Source organism: Shewanella sp. AS1 (assembly GCF_021412565.1).
In the GTDB taxonomy this organism is placed as follows: domain Bacteria; phylum Pseudomonadota; class Gammaproteobacteria; order Enterobacterales; family Shewanellaceae; genus Shewanella.
Window position 1 is genome coordinate 39,844 of sequence record NZ_JAKCLJ010000004.1, and the last position, 19,537, is coordinate 59,380.

General features: G+C 49.3%; 14 protein-coding genes. 10 read left to right on the plus strand and 4 right to left on the minus strand.

Annotated features, from left to right (window positions below; all coding sequences use genetic code 11):
* Positions 1 to 116: 116 nt before the first annotated feature.
* Both LZP69_RS07600 and gltB read right to left on the minus strand, forming a co-directional pair.
* Positions 117 to 1,526 (minus strand): FAD-dependent oxidoreductase, encoded by a 1,410-nt coding sequence (locus LZP69_RS07600; RefSeq protein ID WP_234199627.1) that lies wholly within the window; start codon positions 1,524 to 1,526, stop codon positions 117 to 119.
* Between the two features lie 6 nt (positions 1,527 to 1,532).
* Positions 1,533 to 5,981 (minus strand): glutamate synthase large subunit, encoded by a 4,449-nt coding sequence (gene gltB / locus LZP69_RS07605; protein WP_234199629.1) that lies wholly within the window; start codon positions 5,979 to 5,981, stop codon positions 1,533 to 1,535.
* A gap of 538 nt (positions 5,982 to 6,519) precedes the next feature.
* Between gltB and LZP69_RS07610 the strand changes: the two genes are divergently transcribed.
* From LZP69_RS07610 to oxyR, 3 genes are all read left to right on the plus strand, one after another.
* A complete protein-coding gene (locus LZP69_RS07610; protein WP_234199631.1) occupies positions 6,520 to 7,428 on the plus strand; it encodes a TIGR01212 family radical SAM protein in 909 nt (302 codons plus the stop codon).
* A 207-nt stretch (positions 7,429 to 7,635) separates the two neighbouring features.
* Entirely contained in the window at positions 7,636 to 8,001 is a 366-nt protein-coding gene (locus LZP69_RS07615; protein ID WP_234199633.1) for an Hpt domain-containing protein, read from the plus strand.
* Between the two features lie 211 nt (positions 8,002 to 8,212).
* Positions 8,213 to 9,130 (plus strand): hydrogen peroxide-inducible genes transcriptional activator OxyR, encoded by a 918-nt coding sequence (gene oxyR, locus LZP69_RS07620; RefSeq protein ID WP_234199634.1) that lies wholly within the window; start codon positions 8,213 to 8,215, stop codon positions 9,128 to 9,130.
* A gap of 120 nt (positions 9,131 to 9,250) precedes the next feature.
* On the opposite strand, the gene LZP69_RS07625 is transcribed toward oxyR, so the two are convergent.
* Positions 9,251 to 10,330 carry an adenylate/guanylate cyclase domain-containing protein gene (locus tag LZP69_RS07625; protein ID WP_234199636.1) on the minus strand — a complete coding sequence of 360 codons (1,080 nt, stop codon included), beginning with the start codon at positions 10,328 to 10,330 and terminating at the stop codon, positions 9,251 to 9,253.
* Positions 10,331 to 10,594: 264 nt separating this feature from the next.
* Positions 10,595 to 11,269: a DNA mismatch repair endonuclease MutH gene (gene mutH / locus LZP69_RS07630; RefSeq protein WP_234199638.1), complete on the minus strand. Its 675-nt coding sequence runs from the start codon at positions 11,267 to 11,269 to the stop codon at positions 10,595 to 10,597.
* Between the two features lie 691 nt (positions 11,270 to 11,960).
* On the opposite strand from mutH, the gene rppH reads away from it, so the two are divergent.
* The 7 genes from rppH (at position 11,961) to nhaR (ending at position 19,528) form a co-directional block, all read left to right on the plus strand.
* Entirely contained in the window at positions 11,961 to 12,497 is a 537-nt protein-coding gene (gene rppH, locus LZP69_RS07635; protein WP_234199639.1) for an RNA pyrophosphohydrolase, read from the plus strand.
* Positions 12,498 to 12,552: 55 nt separating this feature from the next.
* Positions 12,553 to 14,781, plus strand: a complete 2,229-nt coding sequence (ptsP, locus tag LZP69_RS07640) for a phosphoenolpyruvate--protein phosphotransferase (RefSeq protein WP_234199641.1) — start codon at positions 12,553 to 12,555, stop codon at positions 14,779 to 14,781.
* A gap of 93 nt (positions 14,782 to 14,874) precedes the next feature.
* Positions 14,875 to 15,669, plus strand: a complete 795-nt coding sequence (locus LZP69_RS07645) for a sulfite exporter TauE/SafE family protein (RefSeq protein ID WP_234199643.1) — start codon at positions 14,875 to 14,877, stop codon at positions 15,667 to 15,669.
* A gap of 86 nt (positions 15,670 to 15,755) precedes the next feature.
* Positions 15,756 to 16,589 carry a thymidylate synthase gene (locus tag LZP69_RS07650; RefSeq protein ID WP_234199644.1) on the plus strand — a complete coding sequence of 278 codons (834 nt, stop codon included), beginning with the start codon at positions 15,756 to 15,758 and terminating at the stop codon, positions 16,587 to 16,589.
* A gap of 405 nt (positions 16,590 to 16,994) precedes the next feature.
* The gene (gene nhaA, locus LZP69_RS07655; RefSeq protein ID WP_234199645.1) at positions 16,995 to 18,170 is read left to right on the plus strand and encodes a Na+/H+ antiporter NhaA; all 1,176 of its coding nucleotides are present in this window, start codon (positions 16,995 to 16,997) and stop codon (positions 18,168 to 18,170) included.
* Positions 18,170 to 18,550 (plus strand): hypothetical protein, encoded by a 381-nt coding sequence (locus LZP69_RS07660; protein ID WP_234199646.1) that lies wholly within the window; start codon positions 18,170 to 18,172, stop codon positions 18,548 to 18,550. Before nhaA ends, LZP69_RS07660 begins: the two co-directional genes overlap by 1 nt.
* Positions 18,551 to 18,586: 36 nt before the next feature.
* Positions 18,587 to 19,528 carry a transcriptional activator NhaR gene (nhaR, locus tag LZP69_RS07665; protein WP_234199647.1) on the plus strand — a complete coding sequence of 314 codons (942 nt, stop codon included), beginning with the start codon at positions 18,587 to 18,589 and terminating at the stop codon, positions 19,526 to 19,528.
* Positions 19,529 to 19,537: the final 9 nt, after the last annotated feature.

The window sequence follows — 19,537 nt, forward strand, 5'->3', positions numbered from 1 at the left end:
GCGAAAAAGAAGCGATAAAAATGCGCCCCAGAGAAAGACTCTGGGGCGCAGTCAGATTGTTCGCTTTAACGAGGCTCTGCCCAGATAACGCCCGGATAAGTATGGGTTCGCTTAGACTAGCTTTCGAAGCTGTTTAAGATCCCCATGGCGGCATCGCGTCCCTCGGCAATCGCCGTGACCACCAAGTCTGAGCCGCGCACCATATCGCCACCGGCAAACACTTTCGGATTACTGGTCTGGAAGGGATTATCTGCCACTTTCGGGGCGATAACCCGTCCCCACTGATCCAGCTCGATACCATGAGCGCCAAACCAGGTCGCTGGACTTGGCTGGAAACCGAAGGCGATGATGATGGCATCGGCATCGATTAACTGCTCACTGCCTTTAATCGCTTGTGGACGGCGGCGACCGGATTCATCGGCCTCGCCCAAGGCGGTTTCGACACATTCTATGCCGACCACTCTGCCATTCTCGGTCTTGATAGCCGTGGGCTGGCGGTTGAACAGGAAATCTATCCCCTCTTCACGGGCATTTTGCACCTCGCGGCGCGAGCCTGGCATGTTTGCCTCGTCACGGCGATAGACACAGGTCACCTCGCTGGCACCTTGGCGAATCGCGGTGCGCACACAGTCCATGGCGGTATCGCCGCCGCCGAGCACGACAACCTTCTGATCGGCAAGGCTGAGGTAAGGGGCATCCTCTGACTCTGTCCCCATCAGGTGATGGGTATTACCAATCAGATAGGGCAGCGCCTGGTAGACGCCCTTAGCATCTTCGTTTTCAAGGCCAGCTTGCATTGCGCTGTAGGTGCCCATGCCGAGGAAGATGGCATCATACTCTTCGAGCAGCGACTCGAAACTGACATCCTCGCCAACAGTAACACCCAGTTTGAATTCGATCCCCATTCCCTCTAGTACAGTGCGGCGGGTAGCCATCACTGCTTTGTCCAGTTTAAAGGAGGGAATGCCATAGGTGAGCAGGCCACCTATTTGTGGATTCTTGTCATAGACTATGGCTTTGACACCGTTGCGGGCTAGAATGTCGGCGCAGCCGAGCCCGGCAGGCCCTGCGCCGATAATGGCCACTTTTTCAGTGCGCGCAACGACTTTGCTCATATCCGGACGCCAGCCCTGGGCGATGGCGGTGTCGGTAATGTATTTTTCCACGTTGCCTATGGTGACGGCACCAAAATCGTCATTCAGGGTACAGGCGCCTTCACACAGCCTGTCCTGGGGGCAGACACGGCCGCAGATCTCCGGCAGGGTGTTGGTCTCGTGAACCAGATCCGCTGCCTCGAGAATACGCCCCTGCTGGGCTAACTTGAGCCAGTTGGGAATGTAATTGTGCAAGGGGCACTTCCATTCGCAATAGGGGTTACCACAGTCGAGGCAGCGATCCGCTTGCTCAGTCACCTGGGGCTGAGCAAAGGGCTGATAGATCTCGATAAACTGGCTTGCTCTTACCTTGACCTGATGTTTAGTAGGATCTTTGCGGCCCACTTCAATAAATTGAAAATCATTGCTCATCTGAAGTTACCCCGCTACTACCGATAGTTCTGGCTCAGATTGCTCCAGGCGCAGGAGATCGCTAAGGGCAATATTCTTAGGTTTCACCAGCACGAAGCAATCTATCCAGTTTTCAAAATCATTCAATAACATCTTGGCGTGCTCACTGCCGGTTTCGGCAAGGTGCTCCTCAATCAATCCCTTGAGATGTTGCTGCTGAATAGGGGCGTCGACCTTGTGGGTGTCGACCATGTCCGGGTTAACCCGGCGATTAAAATGACCAAAACGGTCGAACACATAGGCAAAGCCGCCTGTCATGCCCGCGCCGAAGTTAACGCCGGTTTTCCCTAGCACCACGACTATTCCGCCTGTCATATATTCACAGCCGTTATCGCCGAGGCCTTCGACGACTGCGATGGCGCCCGAGTTACGCACGGCGAAACGCTCACCGGCCTGACCGGCGGCAAATAACTTACCGCCCGTGGCGCCATAGAGGCAGGTGTTACCCACGATAACGCTCTTTTCGCTCTGGAACATACTGCCCAGAGGCGGATAGATGGTGAGCTTGCCGCCGGACATCCCTTTGCCCACATAGTCGTTGGCATCGCCACAGAGATTAAGCGAGAGACCGGGCGCGTTCCACACACCAAAACTCTGGCCTGCACTGCCGCTAAAGTTAAGCTGGATCGGCGCCTTGGCGCCAGTGCGGCCAATCTGGGTGGCGATATGGCCCGATAGCGCTGCGCCAACTGAGCGGTCCGTGTTGTTGATCTCAAAGCGGCCCTGGAAAGTCTCACCCCGTTCGACCGCGTCTTTCGCTGCGGCTAGGATTGTTAGGTTTAACTGGCCTTTATCGGCGGTCGGATTGGCCTCCTGCCAGGTGGCGGCGCTGCCTTCGGGAATGGCTGGCTTGTACAAAATGGCAGAGAGATCCAGTTGCTTCTGTTTCTGACTGCTGCCTGCTAAGGCATAGAGCCAGTCGCTGCGACCGACCAGCTGTTCAAACTCGCTGACCCCAAGCGCTGCCATCCATTCACGGATCTCGCGAGCCATAAACTCAAAGTAGGTGATCACCCGCTCAGGCAGGCCGTGATAGTGCTTGTCTCTGAGCTGCTGGTTTTGGGTGGCAACGCCAGTTGCGCAGTTGTTCAGGTGACAGATACGCAGGTATTTACAGCCCAGAGCTATCATAGGCACAGTGCCGAAACCGAAGGATTCGGCGCCCAGCAGCGCGGCTTTTATCACATCTGTGCCAGTTTTCAGGCCACCGTCCACCTGGAGGCGGATTTTATGGCGCAGGCCGTTTTCCACCAAAGATTGATGCACCTCAGCTAGACCTAACTCCCAGGGGCTGCCAGCATATTTCACCGAGGTGATGGGGCTGGCGCCTGTGCCGCCATCATAACCAGAGATGGTGATCATATCGGCGTAGGCCTTAGCGACCCCAGTAGCAATGGTGCCGACACCGGGTTCAGAGACCAGTTTGACCGAGATCATCGCCTTGGGATTGATCTGTTTTAAGTCGAAGATCAGCTGGGCTAAGTCTTCGATGGAGTAGATATCATGGTGCGGCGGCGGTGAGATCAGGGTGACGCCGGGGCGGGCATGACGCAGCGCGGCGATCTCGACACTCACCTTATGGCCGGGCAGCTGCCCGCCTTCGCCAGGTTTCGCACCCTGGGCAACCTTAATTTGCAGGACTTCGGCATTGACCAGATAGTGGGCAGTGACGCCGAAACGTCCGGAGGCGACCTGCTTGATGGCCGAGTTGCGCTCAGTGTTGAAGCGGCGTGGGTCCTCCCCGCCTTCCCCTGAGTTAGAGCGGCCACCGAGACGGTTCATCGCCACGGCTAAGGCTTCGTGGGCCTCAGGGCTCAGGGCGCCGATACTCATGGCGGCGCTGTCGAACCTGGGGTAGAGACGCTCAGCCTGCTCGACTTTCTCGAGTGCTATGGCGTTTTGATCGCCTTTTACGCCAAACAGATCCCTGAGTGTCGCCACAGGGCGATCATCGACCAGCTGGGTAAAGCGTTGATAGGTGGCGTAATCTTGCTCCCTTAGGCTGAGCTGCAGGGTGTTGACCACATCCGGATTGAAACAGTGGTATTCGCCGCCGTCGACATATTTCAGCAGCCCGCCCTGGGGCAGGGGCTGATGTTTCTGAAACGCCCGTTTCTGCAGTTGCTGCTGATCTTGCTCCAGCAGTTCAAATGAGGCGCCCTCGATACGACTGATCACGCCTTTGAAGCAGAGCTCAACCACATCACTGGCAAGGCCAATGGCCTCAAATTGCTGACTGCAACGGTAGGAGGCGACTGTACTTATGCCCATTTTCGACATGATTTTACGCAGCCCTTTGTCTATGCCGTAACGGAAGTTAAGCATCAGCTGCTGAATATCTTTGATTCCGTGTCTGACGGCTAGGGCGCTGATGCTCTCGTAGGCTAGATAGGGGTAGATGGCGGTCGCGCCAAAACCTAAGAGCACGGCAAAATGGTGCGGGTCGCGGGCCGAGGCGGTCTCGACTATGATGTTGGTATCGCAGCGCAGGCTCTTATCGACCAGCACTTTCTGTACCGCGCCCACGGCCATGGCGGCAGGGATCACCTGTTTGCTCTTGTCTGTTGCGCGATCAGAGAGAATCAACAAGGTGGTGCCGGTGCGAGCGAGGCGCTCGGCTTCATCACAGACGCGACGGATCGCCGCTTCCAGACCTTCGCCCAGATCGTAGTTCAGATCCACCTTATTGGCGCGATAATAGGTCGCGTCCAGTGCTAGTAGCTGATGGAAATCGCTGAACAGCAAAATAGGGGAGTTAAACATCACCCGGTAGGCGTGGCCTGTGGTCTCGTTGAACAGGTTTTGCTCGCGACCTATGCAGGTGGCCAGGGACATCACATGTTTTTCCCGCAGCGGATCGATGGGCGGGTTGGTGACCTGGGCAAATTTCTGACGGAAATAGTCATATAAAGTACGCGACTTTTTTGAGAGCACAGCCATGGGCGTGTCATCGCCCATAGATCCTATGGCTTCTTCGCCTTTTTCTGCCAGCACCCAGAGCACTTGTTCGAGCTCTTCGCGGGAATAGCCAAACTGTTTCTGGTATTGCAGTAGAGTCTCGGGACTGAACTCACAGGCACCTTGAGACTCGCCGGGCATCTGCTCGGCGGGGATCAGGGTCTGGCTGTTCTTTGCCATCCACTCTTTATAGGGGTGACGGCGCTTAAGATCGTTATCTATCTCGAAGGAGGAGTAGAGCTGGCCATTAAGGGTATCGAGCACCAGAAGTTCACCTGGCCCAACGCGCCCTTTTTCGACCACTTCATCGGGGGCGTAGTCCCAGATGCCTATCTCGGAGGCAAGGGTCAGGATACGATCTTTGGTGATCACATAGCGTGAGGGGCGCAGACCATTACGGTCAACGGCGCAGGCGGCGTGGCGGCCATTGGTCATTACTATGCCTGCCGGGCCATCCCAGGGCTCCATGTGCATGGAGTTAAAGTCGTAGAAGGCTTTTAGCTCATCGTCCATCTCAGGATTACTCTGCCAGGCGGGCGGAATAAGCAGGCGCATCGCACGGTAGAGGTCCATGCCGCCGGCGAGCAGCATCTCTAACATGTTATCGAGTGAAGAGGAGTCTGAGCCTGTCTCGTTGACGAAGGGGGCTGCCTGCTGAAGATCAGGCAGCAGCGGCGCATTGAATTTATAGGCGCGGGCTCTAGCCCACTGGCGATTACCGGTAATAGTGTTGATCTCGCCGTTATGTGCCAGATACCTAAAGGGCTGAGCCAACGGCCATTTAGGTGAAGTATTGGTTGAGAATCGCTGATGGAACAAACAGATAGCACTTTGGAGGCGGATGTCGGCCAGGTCGGGATAGAAGGCGGGCAGATCCGCTGGCATCATCAGACCTTTATAGACGATCACCTGACCCGACAGACTGGCAACATAAAAATCTTCACATTCGCTCATCTGCTGCTCGAGGCGGCGACGTGCCATATAGAGACGGCGTTCAAGATCTTTCTCACGCCAGCCTATGGGGGCGTTGATCAGTACCTGCCAGATCTGGGGTTGGCTGGCCTGGCCTATTGACCCCAGCACCTCTGAGTTAACCGGCACTTCACGCCAGCCGGCGACACTTAAGGTCTCTTTTTCAAGCTCACGCTCCAGCAGCAGTTTAGTCTGCTCGGCAATCTGGGAGTCCTGACTGAGAAACAGCATGCCGACGGCAAACTTACGGCTGAGGTGCCAGTCATTCTCGCTGGCGATTGCTTCGAAAAACTTAATGGGGAGTTGCATAAGCAAGCCACAGCCATCACCTGTGCGGCCATCTGCGGCAATGCCACCACGATGTTTCATGCGGTCGAGACCGTGGATCGCGGTGCGAACAATTCTATGGCTGGCTTCGCCATCCATCTGGGCTATTAAGCCAAAACCACAGTTATCCCGTTCAAAACTGGGGTGATACAAGCTCATTTTTTAACTCCCTAATACTGCTAATGCCTACTCATACTACCTCGGGGCCTACTCATATTTCCTAGGGGAAAGTTACAGCGATTGACATACACCCGAACCAATCAAATTAACTTTTGCACAATAAAAGGTCAATCCAAATTTATGCATAAAAATAGTGTGGTTAGAAGTGTTTTAATTGGGATTTGTTATCAATTAACGTTAACGTTAACTGTGTTTTTGCTTGTATAACATTATGAATAAAAGCAATTTTTGAATTTACTAATAATTTGGTTAACTTTGGCGTAACAAAATGTTGTTGAAATTTTTATTTTGAAAAAATGATTTTTATTGCAGTAATGGTGAATGGAATTACAGGTATGCTTGTGCGTAAACTTTCCATCATACTCATTTGAGTTGCTTAACATTGTGATTTCTCGCGCAAAGTTTTCTTCTTAATCATTTTTGTTGGGATGTTTGTCGGGATGTTTGAAGAAGCACAAAGTTTAGCTATAGCAGATTAGATAAAATCAGCATTCGTTAAATTAATGAGATGAGCTGAGTGGGTCTGGATAGTCATGTTAATACCTTCGGTGTCCAGTGCCGACAAAGGTATGGAGAGCGTCTTAAGAAACTGACCATAGATGCAAAATTTACCTGTCCGAATCGTGATGGCACTTTGGGGCGTGGTGGTTGTACTTTCTGTAATGTGAAGTCTTTCAGTCACGAACACGGGACAATCGATTCGATCGCAGAGCAGTTGGCGAAAGGTCGTGCGCGATCAAAAGGCAAGAGTTCTAAATTTATCGCTTACTTTCAAGCCTATACCAGTACTTATGATGAATATAGGGTATTGAAACACAAGTATGATGAAGCGATTCAAGACCCGGACATAGTCGGCTTGTGTGTGGGAACCCGCCCCGATTGCGTACCGGATGACGTGATTGAACTGTTAGCAAGTTATCAGGAAAAAGGGCTCGAAGTCTGGTTGGAACTCGGGCTGCAAAGCGCCAATGACGAGACATTAAGACGCATCAATCGTGGTCATGGTTTTAGTGAATATCAGGATACGGTGCGCCGTGCCCGCCGCGCCGGTATTAAGGTGTGTACTCATCTTATCTTAGGTTTGCCTGGCGAGACCCATGAAGATTATCTCGCGACCCACAAGGCTGTGCTCGCTTGCGGTGTTGATGGACTTAAGATCCACCCTCTGCATGTTGTAGAGGGAAGCACTATGGCTAAGGCTTGGCGAGCGGATAGATTGAAATTACTCTCGCTTAAGGAGTATGCCTACAGCGTTGCCGAGCTTATTCGTTATACGCCCAAGGAGATAGTTTTTCACCGTGTTACTGCCTATGCTAAGAAGCCTATGTTACTGGCCCCTGATTGGTGTGCTTTTCGCTGGGATGGATTAGTTGCCATTGTCGATGACCTTGAGGCTAAGGGTGGACAGGGTCATTATTTGAGCTGATTTTACTTTTAATTAAGTTTAATTAATCTGGCAATAAATAGTGAAAGTTAGATCATTTTGATTACCACTTGGTTAATAAATAGTTAAAGAATCAAAGGTTTTTACCTTTAAATAGGTCTATTGGTTGCACCTTCAACAATAGGCTGTATTATGTGCTTAGTTTAGTTTTTGCATTAGTAAAGCATTATTTATAAGGGGTGCCTTAATATGGCGACAGCAGAGTTAGAATCGATATTGGATCTCAATACACTTGAGCAGTACTGTAGTGCTATCGGCGCCGGCACTCTACTTAAAAGTGTTGTCTTATTTGAGCAGCTGATGCCTGAATATGTTGGCAATTTGGTCAAGGCTCAAACTGCCAAGGACAAAGAAACCTTATGCTCTGAAGCACATAAGTTTAAGGGTGCGGCGGGTTCAGTAGGATTAAAGCGTATCCAACAGTACGCACAGTTGTTGCAGCATGGTGAAGCGCCAGAGTGGGATGCAGAGCATGAAACCTGGTTACAGGTGATAGTCGACTATGCCAGCAGTGACTTGGCCAGTTTAAAGCATTACCTCGAGGCGAAAGCCTGATTGATTTAAACAGCGCGAAAGCCAGCACAAATTTCAAGACCCCGATGAGAGATCATCGGGTTTTTTTATTGCCCTATTTTAGCCAGTTTGAATTGACTGAGTTTTGCGCTTAGGCTCACAAAACTGTGTGATGACAGCGGGCTGGGGTGAGGTGAGTATGCTAGAGTAAGATTGAGTATATAAATATAAAAACGGATTGGTAATCGATTTTATGAAACATTTGCCGAGTCTAAAAAACCTCTATTATCTGGTAAATCTATACCAGGAACAGAATTTCAACCGCGCGGCCAAGCTATGCCATGTCAGCCAATCTACCCTCTCAAGCGGCATCCAAAACCTTGAGGAGCAGTTGGGGCATCAGTTGATTGAGCGGGATCATAAATCCTTTATTTTTACCGCAATCGGCGAAGAGGTGGTGCAGCGCTCACGCAAGCTACTCACCGATGTTGATGATCTGGTCGAACTGGTTAAACACCAGGGAGAACCTATGACAGGCGGGATCCGTCTTGGCTGTATTCCAACCATAGCGCCATTTTTGCTCAGCCGCGTGGTCAAACATTGTCAGGCTCATTACCCTAAGCTGACCCTTTTTTTAAAGGAAGACACCACGGAGCGGCTGCTCAATGCTTTAGGTAAAGGGGAGTTAGATCTGCTGTTAGTCGCCCTGCCGGCCAATACCAGCGGTTATCACAGTATGAAAGTGGGTGTCGATCCTTTTAAAATGGTGATCCACAAAGATTTATCGGCAGATATTCACCAGCCCATAGACTACAAGATGTTACCCGATGAGAGCATCTTCTTGCTGCAATCGGAGCACTGCATTACCGGCCATGCCATCAGTGCCTGCCGTTTGGGTGACAGTGACAAAATCAATCCCTTTGCGGCAACCAGTCTGCATACATTAGTGCAGATGGTGAACAGCAAGCTAGGCACAACATTTCTGCCCCAGATGGCGATAGATGCGGGTATCTTAAATGATACTGATTTAACAGTAATAACCCCACTGGGCGAGGCGCCTTATCGGGATATCGGCTTAGTCTGGCGTCAGACATCGAGCCGGATCATGACCTTTAGAACCTTAGGTCAGGCGATCGAAAAGTTATTGATGGGAGAGGCTAAAGCTAACTAGCTCGGCAAAGTCGAATACTAGATTTGACCCATCACTTGAGCTTAAGGCTTTGCCTTCAAGTGTGAGTCTTAAGCCTGGCAGTCTGAATCAATGAAACTTGTTTGGCGAGCGCCTTGATGACTAGTTGTCTGATGTTTTCACCGAGACACCATAGACCTCGATAGAATGCTGTTTGCCCTTGAGTTTTACCGGCCCAAGCTTTTTAAACAGATAGTCGCTGCTGCTGGTATCTAACTGGGAGTAGAGCGAGCCTGAGATCAGCATACGTTGTCCCAGTGGATTGCATTGATCCTGCAGACGGGCAAGCGTATTAAGTACATCGCTGAAGAAACTGATCTCCTGCTTCTGTACACCCACGACGGCGGCAACCACCTGGCCACAGTGGGCGGCGGCTTTGAATTTTGGCACGAAGCCGTACTGCTCTTCAAAATAGCGTCTTTGCCAACTCAGCTGCTGACTAAACTCATAATAGATATTGAAGCTGCGATCCAGTTTTACCCCTTCCTCTAACGGCCAATAGATCAAGACGGCATCACCCATATAGCGATAAATTTCGGCTTCATTGTTGACTATGGTGTCAGATAACAGGCTAAAGCAGTCCTGGATCAGGCGGCTGAAGCGATAATCCCCTAAGGATTCGGCGTGGCTGGTGGACGCCACCATGTCCAGATAGAGAAACAGGCGTTGCTCATACCGTGGACGGTGATATTTACCCAGCCCTATGTTGAGCAATACCTTAGGGCCAACCAGCAGTGCCATCTGTTCGATAAAGGCCAATCCGATACGCACAGCCACTAAATAGATCATCAGCGCCTGAAATGCTGGGCTATAGAGTATGTGCGCTGTCAGCATCTGTCTTAGGGTTGTCATGTGGTTTTCTATGGCCCACATATTAAGAAACTGAGTAATGTAGGCGAGGGTGGTTGCGCCCAGAAGCAGGAAAAGCCCTTTAAAGATCACCGAAAACAGATAGGGCATACGGTTGATCGCACTGAAATCTGCGATCAAGTTTGACATCCAATGCAGGCTACCGAAAATAATCCCCATGTAGATAGATAAAGTAGCAAGATCACTTGACCCTACTGCCCATTGTGGTAATTCAGGTGCCTGTGAATAGCGGAAAAAGACAAAGGACGCCATGGCAATTGTCCAAGCGACAATGGCAAACGTTAATTTCTTTGCTTGTCTGTGTGCTCTCACGGTAAAGAAAAAATCCTGAATACGAGTAATCTTTTAAGATGCGCTAGTGTATAGAAAACATCCCTACAATTTCCAGTGATAATTGTGATAAAGGTCAAATGAAGTCCAGATCGGCGAAATAAAATCTCATCATGCTGATTAAAAGCCATAAATTGTTTTTATTTTATTGAGTTTTCATTGCACATCTGTTGTAACCCTTGCCGTCGCAAGTTTTCTGCGCTTGCGTCTATGTCGCAGCTTTGAGGAGGCGATTATTAACACAGGCTAACCGAAGTGGCGTTGAAGGATCTTATGAGTAAAGGGGATCTTTAAATAAAACCCACGGGGATTAATGAGTTTGGTATTGCCCTGGGCATCGATTCCCTGGGTAACAGAGCGGTTATTGGCGCCCTTTGGCCGCAGCTGTAACACTTCGCCGTGACGGGCGGTGATCTGCTCGACTTTACCTAAAGCAATCAACTCCATGATCTCCTCCCAATCCTGGCGGATCATGGCCTGTTCCTGTGCCGATGGCGTCCACAGAATAGGCATACCTATTTGGCGGTTCGCCAGCGGCTTATCGCGCATTCCTTCGACAGGGATCCAAAGTACACGCTGTAATTTGTGAAAAACTAGGCTCTCTTCCCACCTCAGTCCCTGAATATTGATCAGCGGAGCGACAGTCACATAGGTGGTTTCCATTGGTTTACCGCAGTCATCGACCGGGATGCTTTTTAGCTCTATGCCTAAGTGCAAGAAGTCCTGTTCGGGTTTAGAGCCGGCCTGGGCGCCTAATTCGTATTCAATGAGCTGACCTATCCAGCCTTTATCGCGCTTTAGATCTCTGGGAACCTTGATATGGTGCGAGTCAGCGAGCTGACCCAAAGTCAGGCCTGCCATCTCTTGGGCCCGTTGCATCAATTCTTCAACGGATTTAGGTGAAGTGGGAGTGGTGATCATGGGAGGATTTTACCTAAGTTATTCCACTAAGCAACTCTGTATAAAAAATAACCTTTTAATAACAAAGTTAAGATAACATCAGGAGGGCTCTATTTAAACCAATGAATTAAAAGAAATTATTTGCATGCTGATGATGAGATGTTTTACTCGGTGCCGAATTACCCATTTATATCCCCACTCTTCCTAACATGGTTATCCACAGATATATTGGATAACTGACAAGGAAGGGTTTAAGTTTAGTGAAAGTTAGGTTTTAAACAGCGAGTTGAAGCGAATTTACTCGGGGTAATTGGTGCAACTTTATCGATGCTGTGAATAACCTGGTTGCAGATTTGGACTCATAAGTCAAAATTGTATTTTTGGTTAAAATTGAAGCAGTCATTTATTTTTATCCGCTCCAGATCTAATTTAGAGTGAAATATTCTTTTTATAACATGGTGTTATATTTTTTGGTTTGAGTGGGTCAACTTTCGTTTTTAGTTGTAAAAGTAATCTAAATAACACTTTAAACTGAGTTTCAAACAGAGATATCCACAGAAATTGTGGATATTCATCTTTTACTCCCCTATTTCTGTTGATAAGAATGAAAAAAATTATTTTTTATTCACCTCATATCTGTTAATAGACAATTGCCGAGAACGCAGCTTTGTGAAACAATCGAATTATTAAAATTTTTCAATTTGGAGTCCATGTGATTGATAGTGACGGCTTTCGTGCAAATGTAGGCATCATTATCTGTAATCGCTTTGGGCAGGTTATGTGGGCTAGAAGATTTGGTCAGCATTCCTGGCAATTCCCACAAGGTGGCGTAGATGACGGCGAAACTGCCGAACAGGCCATGTATCGGGAGTTGTATGAAGAGGTTGGGTTAAAAGCAGAGCATGTGCAGATTTTAACTTCGACCCGTTCCTGGTTGCGTTATAGATTACCGAAACGCTTAATTCGGCAAGACAGTAAACCTTTGTGTATTGGTCAAAAGCAGAAGTGGTTTTTACTGCAATTAAAAAGCCAGGAGTCTGCGATTAATCTCAGTGCCAGTGGTCATCCTGAGTTTGATGATTGGCGTTGGGTCAGTTACTGGTATCCGGTCAGACAGGTTGTGTCATTTAAACGAGATGTCTATCGTAAAGTGATGAAAGAGTTTGCGCCGACGGCATTATCCTTTCAAACCCAGGACTCGCCTCACAGCAATCGACATTCTGGCAGGAAAAGAGGACGCCGCAGATAATTAACTCTGTTATTCAGTGAGGAATAGCAGTGAGAGACGATAAGGAGAGGTGGCTGTGTTAAAAACGCTTAGGGATATTACTCAGGCTGTTGCCGCTGCCGCCGATCTCCAATCCGCTTTGTCTCTTTTGGTCAGGCAGACCAAGTCTGCCATGGAAACTCAGTGTTGCTCCATTTATATTCTCGAAGATCAGCAACTGGTTCTGTCTGCCACCGACGGTTTGGATCCTAACGCCGTTGGTTATGTAAAGATGCCCCTAAGCCAAGGCCTAGTGGGGCTGGTGGCCGAACGCGAAGAACCTATCAATCTTGCCAATGCTCAGCTGCATCCCAGATTCAAACTCTTCACTGAAGCCGCCGAAGAGGATTTTAGGGCTTTTCTGGCTGTCCCCATCATCTATCAAAAACTTATCTTAGGCGTTCTGGTTGTTCAGCAAGGCGATGAGCGGCAGTTTACAGAGGCCGAAGAGGCGTTTTTGATGACGCTCGCAGCCCAGCTTGCCGTTGCCGTGCGAGAGCAGCGAAAGAAAGCGGAAAAAGCCTCGCCCGATCAATGTTTCTATAGTGGTACTGCTGCCGCCAATGGAATAGTGATTGCGAATGCCATGGTCATAGGTGGTGATATCTCGCTGGAGCAAGCGCAGACAAAAGCCAGCGATATCGCCCATGAGCAGCAGCAACTGCAGCAGGCGCTCGGTGCCTGTCGCAATACCTTGAGCGCACTGTCACAGCGTTTCGATGGTGAGAATGAAAAAGAGGTGCAGTCTATCTTTTCTGCGCTCCTGTCTCTGCTCGATGATGCCAGTCTGGGCGGTGAATATGTCCGGGAGATTGATTCTGGCTGGTGTGCTGTTTCGGCCGTCAGTCGGGTATCGCTGCGTTATGTCGATCATTTTATGCAGATGCAGGATGCCTATCTGCAGGAGCGGGCCAATGATATTCGCGACCTTGGGCAGCGTGTGCTGCGCGAGCTGATTGAGCCGCAAAAAATGCACGTTCAGCCCGAAAAGCCCATCATCTTAGTGACTAAAGAGGCGACGGCGACCATGCTTGCCGAGTTTCCACAGCACAAGTTGGTGGGCATAGTCACCGAGCTGGGCGGAGTTAACTCCCATGCGGCCATCTTAGCCAGAGCATTCGGTGTGCCGGCCGTGATTGGGGTTGAAGGCATATTGAGCGCAGGCATAGATGGCGAGCAGCTAATCTTAAATGCCACCCGCGGGCAGGTATTTGTGGCGCCATCGCTAACACTCATCAGAGAATACCGCAGTCATATATTCGCCGAGCGGGCACTGCAAAAGCGTTATGCAAAAGAGCTATCCTTGCCGGCGCAAACGATTGATGGGCTGCGGGTTCATCTGTATTTGAATGCCGGCTTGCTCAGCAGTCTGGCCTCTGAGATTGCCGAGGGCGCCGATGGTATCGGGCTTTACCGTACCGAAATCCCCTTTATGATCCAGACGCGCTTTCCAAGCGAGGCCGAGCAGGTTGAAGTGTATCGTCAGGTGCTTAACTCAGTGCAGGATAAACCCGTGGTGATGCGTACCCTGGATGTGGGTGGTGATAAGCCGTTATCTTACCTGCCAATTACCGAAGAGAACCCTTTCTTGGGTTGGCGTGGTATTCGTCTGACTTTAGATCATCCCGAGCTTTTTTTGGTGCAACTGCGTGCCATGTTAGTGGCAGCTTCGGGTGGCTCACAGCTACATATACTCTTGCCTATGGTCTGTTGTCTTGATGAGATAGATCAAGCCGTGGCCTTGCTTGAACAGGCTTATTTAGAAGTGAAGCAGGATCTCTATCCTGAGCTGATCAGACCTAAGATAGGCATAATGCTCGAAGTTCCGGCCTTGCTGTTTCAACTCGGTGAAGTGGCCAAAAGGGTCGATTTTATTTCGGTTGGCTCGAATGACTTAACTCAGTATCTGCTGGCGGTGGATCGCAATAACCCTAGGGTGAGCACACTGTATGATTGCTATCATCCCGGCATTTTGCGCGCCCTTAAACGTGCCCGAGAAGAGAGCGAAGAGAATCAGTTGTCCATCAGCGTGTGTGGTGAATTAGCCGGCGAACCCATAGGGGTTATCCTGCTGGTGGCCATGGGGTATCAGCAGCTGAGCATGAATCAGGGTAGCCTTGCTAAGATCAACTACCTCATTCGCCGGGTATCCTATTCAGATCTCAGTGCGCTGTTAACGCAAGCTTTGGCCTTAAAGAATGGTGGTGAAGTCAGGCAGTTGGTGAGCGATTATTTGACCTCTCAGCAACTGCAGGAGTTTTTGTGATCATTTCTGTGATGTTAATGATTTGAGCGTAATTTAAATCTGCGGCAAATTGCTTTAAGCTAGCCTTTTCCACCCTTTCATGATCGCTATCTCATGCTAACTATATTTATAAGTTGTGTTTTTTTAGGGGCTTTTATCGGGTTTATGGCGGGCTTGCTCGGGATAGGCGGTGGCTTGATCGCCGTACCTGTGCTTTTATATCTGCTGCCACTCTCTGGAGTGATGCCTGAGCATCTGACCCATGTTGCCATAGCAACCTCTCTGGCGGCGATTATCCTAACTTCACTCTCTTCAGCTCGGGCACACCATTCCCGTGGCAACGTGCCCTGGCCTCTGCTGAAAGTCATGCTGCCGGGGCTGATACTCGGCGCCTTATCCTCAGGTTTTATCTCATCTCTGTTTAGTTCAGATCTCCTGAAACAGACCTTCGCCGTGTTCGTGATCCTGATGGCGCTTCAGATGGTTTATCCGGTGAAAGTGGAAGGGAGCGAACGTGTCTTACCTAAGACCAACTATCTGTTTTTATCCGCCTTAGTGATTGCCATTATTGCGGGCCTGATGGGGATAGGTGGCGGCGTACTCTTAGTGCCTTTCCTCTGCTGGTGCGGCGTACAGATGCGCCAGGCGATTGGGTTTTCCTCTGTTACCGGTGTTACCATCGCCCTGTTTGGTAGTTTAAGCTATATTGCCGCAGGTTGGGGCGCTCAAGGGTTACCCGATTATATGTTAGGTTATATCTACCTACCGGCCCTGGTGGGCATAGTCTCCACCTCTATGTTAACCGCGCCTTTTGGCGCCAAGGCTGCCAGTACTTGGCCGACTGCACTGCTGAAGAAAATTTTTGCTGTGATGCTTATGTTAACCGGGATTAAGTTAGCCCTGGGTTAAGGAATAAAGCATAAGTTTGGCAGCTGGCCATTTGAGCATTTAAGATAAGCCGCAAATTGGTTTATGACAGGATTAAGAGAGCAAGCATGAAAACGTATTTAGATCTATTACAGGATGTGCTGGAAAACGGTACGCAGAAAGGGGATCGCACAGGAACCGGCACCTTGTCGGTATTTGGACGGCAGATCCGTCATGACTTAAGTAAGGGTTTTCCGCTGCTGACCACCAAGAAACTGCACTTTAAGAGTATCGCCAATGAGTTGATCTGGTTCTTAAGGGGCGATACCAATACCCAGTGGTTAACCGACAATGGCGTGAGTATCTGGAATGAGTGGGCGCTGGAAGATGGGTCTCTTGGCCCTATTTATGGCAAGCAGTGGACTCAATGGCCAACTAAAGATGGCGGCGCCATCAATCAGATCGATTACGTGGTGGATACCTTAAAGCACAATCCAAACAGCCGCCGTATTCTCTTTCATGGCTGGAACGTGGAGTACCTGCCGGATGAGTCCATCAGCCCCCAGGAGAATGTGGAGCAGGGACGTATGGCGCTGCCACCCTGTCACCTTCTGTATCAATTTTATGTGGCGAACGGTAAGTTATCGGGACAACTCTACATTCGCAGTTCTGATATCTTCCTCGGCTTGCCTTACAATATTGCCAGCCTCTCTTTGTTGGTGCATATGTTGTGTCAGCAGTGCGACCTGGAGCCGGGTGAGGTGATAGTCAGTTTCGGCGATCTGCATGCTTATTCTAATCATATGGAGCAGATTAGTGAGCAGCTGACTCGTGAACCAAGAGATCTGCCTAAATTGAAAATTGGTCGTAAACCAGAGTCGATTTACGATTACCGCTTCGAAGATTTTGAGCTCGAAGGTTATGACGCCTACCCGAATATTAAGGCGCCTGTAGCAATTTAAAAAAGCGCTAGTTTATTCGAAGAAAGAGAGAAGGCCATCGGCCTTCTTTTTTGCTTTATGACGGCTTGGTTATGCTTTCAGTCTCAGTCGACTATTTTCCAGTATTACTCCCGTTGTGAGGAAATTCAGAGTTGATAGTGCTGGTTCTTTCATCATATATTGATATAGTAATCGATTATATTTGTTCTAAAATTCCACAAATACTCCGATCTTAAGCGTGATCGCTTTCACATAAACCTTCTCAGGAGCCAAAACCAGATTTTGTTCGGTTTTTGTTGATCACAGCTCTATAGCCTACTACAGTAGATACATCGGAAATCCCGATGTTTAACGCAGACGCAAACGATTATTCAGCCTGATTGTATTCAGCTAGACTCAATGGATTATGTGTTTATGGAGTTAAATATGGAAAAGGCGATTAGAAATTTTCTAAGCCAGGAATCCGCCGGTGGTATCTTATTGATGGCTGCAGTTGTCATTGCAATGATCTTAGCAAACTCGCCACTATCAGGTATCTATCAAGGTTTTTTACACACAGAGATGCAGGTGCGCTTTGGCAGCCTAGATCTGGATAAGACCCTCATACATTGGATCAACGATGGCCTGATGGCCTTATTCTTCATGTTGATCGGCCTCGAAGTGAAACGCGAGTTGTTAGAAGGTGCGTTATCGAGCCGCGAACAGGCATCCTTGCCGACTTTTGCTGCCATTGGTGGCATGATTTTCCCTGCGGCTATCTATCTGTTGTTCAATTTTAGCGATCCTGTCACTCAGAACGGCTGGGCGATCCCTGCGGCGACCGATATCGCATTTGCACTGGGGATTATGGCGCTACTGGGTAACCGCGTGCCTGTAGCGTTAAAAGTCTTCTTGCTGGCGCTAGCGATTATCGATGACTTAGGGGTTGTGGTGATCATCGCTATGTTCTACAGCACAGATCTCTCTACTGTCAGTCTTGTTATTGCTGCAATTGCCATTTTGGGATTGGTTGGCTTAAACCGTAAGGGAGTCACAGCGATTTGGCCTTACGGATTTATAGGACTGATCCTTTGGATTGCGGTATTAAAATCTGGCGTGCACGCTACCTTAGCCGGGGTGATCATCGCATTTTGTATCCCGCTGCGAGCTAAAGATGGCACCTCACCCTCGGAGCATCTTGAGCACAGACTCCATCCCTGGAGCACCTTTGCTATTCTGCCGATTTTTGCGTTTGCCAACGCAGGGGTCGATTTGTCGGGAATGAGTATTGGCGATCTTATGTCTCCCGTACCGGTCGGAATTGCCTTGGGTCTCTTTCTGGGTAAACCCATTGGTGTGATGTTATTTAGCTATGTTGCCGTCAAGCTGAAATGGGCCGCACTACCGGAAGGAATAGGCTGGAGACAGGTCGCTCCTGTTGCCGTGATGTGTGGTATCGGTTTTACCATGTCCATGTTTATCTCTTCGTTGGCGTTTATGGGTGAGAGTTATGGATACGCCGATGTGGCACGTCTTGGGATCTTAACCGGCTCTATTTTGTCGGCCTTAATTGGTTACTTTTGGTTATCGAAAGTACTTCCGGAAAAAGGAGAAAACGCCTAATGAAACCTCTGCTTTCGCTGATATTCGCTTTCGGATTGGTGGCCAATGCTCAAGCGTTGCCAATCGAGGCCTGCAACCAAGATGTTGATAGTGATATTTGTCATTACTATCTGGAAGGAGTTGTCGATGGCGCCTTGATGTATAAGCCCTATGCTGTGGACAATAGACTTGAGTCCAGCGGCTATGCGTCTCGCGCCTTAAAATATCGTAGCGGTAAGCGGTTTCAACAGGCGAATCGTACCTATTGCGAAAGTAGAATTCCAAACAGAGACGATCTGGTGAAAGGAGTCAGTGAGGCCTTCGTCGCTGGGGATATTAAGTCGACAGAGGCGCTCACCGACGTGGTTTTCAGTTTGATGGATTGTCAGCGGCTGAAGTAAAATGGCCGACTAGTTAACGGGTAAATTTGTGGATTGATGTCTCATCTCAACTATAACCATCTCTACTATTTCTGGATGGTGCATAAAAAAGGCTCAGTCGCGAAAGCGGCTGAGACACTTTGTTTAGCCCCCCAGACCGTCACCGGGCAGATACGCGTGTTAGAGACACGTTTAAAAGGCTGTCTGTTCAAGCGTGTTGGGCGTTCTTTAGAGCCCACAGAGCTTGGCGAACTCGTCTTTCGTTATGCCGATAAGATGTTCAGCCTCAGCTATGAGATGCTCGATATTCTTAACTATCAAAAAGATAATAATATTCTTTTTGAAGTGGGGATTGCCGATGCGCTCTCTAAAGCCTTAGCAAGCCGTGTGCTGCTTTCTGTTATGCCGGGCGATGGTTCGATGCAGCTGGCCTGTTATGAGGCGACCCACGAAAGTTTAATGGAGCGTTTGCGGGCACATAAGCTGGATATGATCCTCTCAGATTGTGCTGGTGAGTCATTGAAGTACCCTGAGATCTTATCGAAAAAGCTGGGTGAATGTGGCGTCGGCTTCTTCTCTTTTGAACGTTATTCAAAGCCTTTCCCCGAGTGCTTAGAGCAAGGTAAATTGCTTATTCCGGGTAAGCGTACTTCTTTAGGGCAGCAGCTCTATCATTGGTTCGATGAGAATGGTCTGGATGTGACTATACTAGGCGAATTTGATGATGCGGCTATGATGAAAGCCTTTGGCTATTTTAAGCAAGGGATCTTCGTGGCTCCGGCGATTTATAAGCAAGATATTTTGGACCATGGCATTCACCTGTTAGGGGAAACCATGGATATCAAAGAGGTATATCATGTGATGTTTGCCGAGCGTATGATCCAGCATCCGGCAGTCAAACGCCTGTTGGCGACCGATTTTAGTGATATTTTTAACGGTATAGATCAGCAGGTTGCCGGATTTGTTGCGTTAAAGGATGTTAGTCTCGAGGCGAACTGATACACTAAC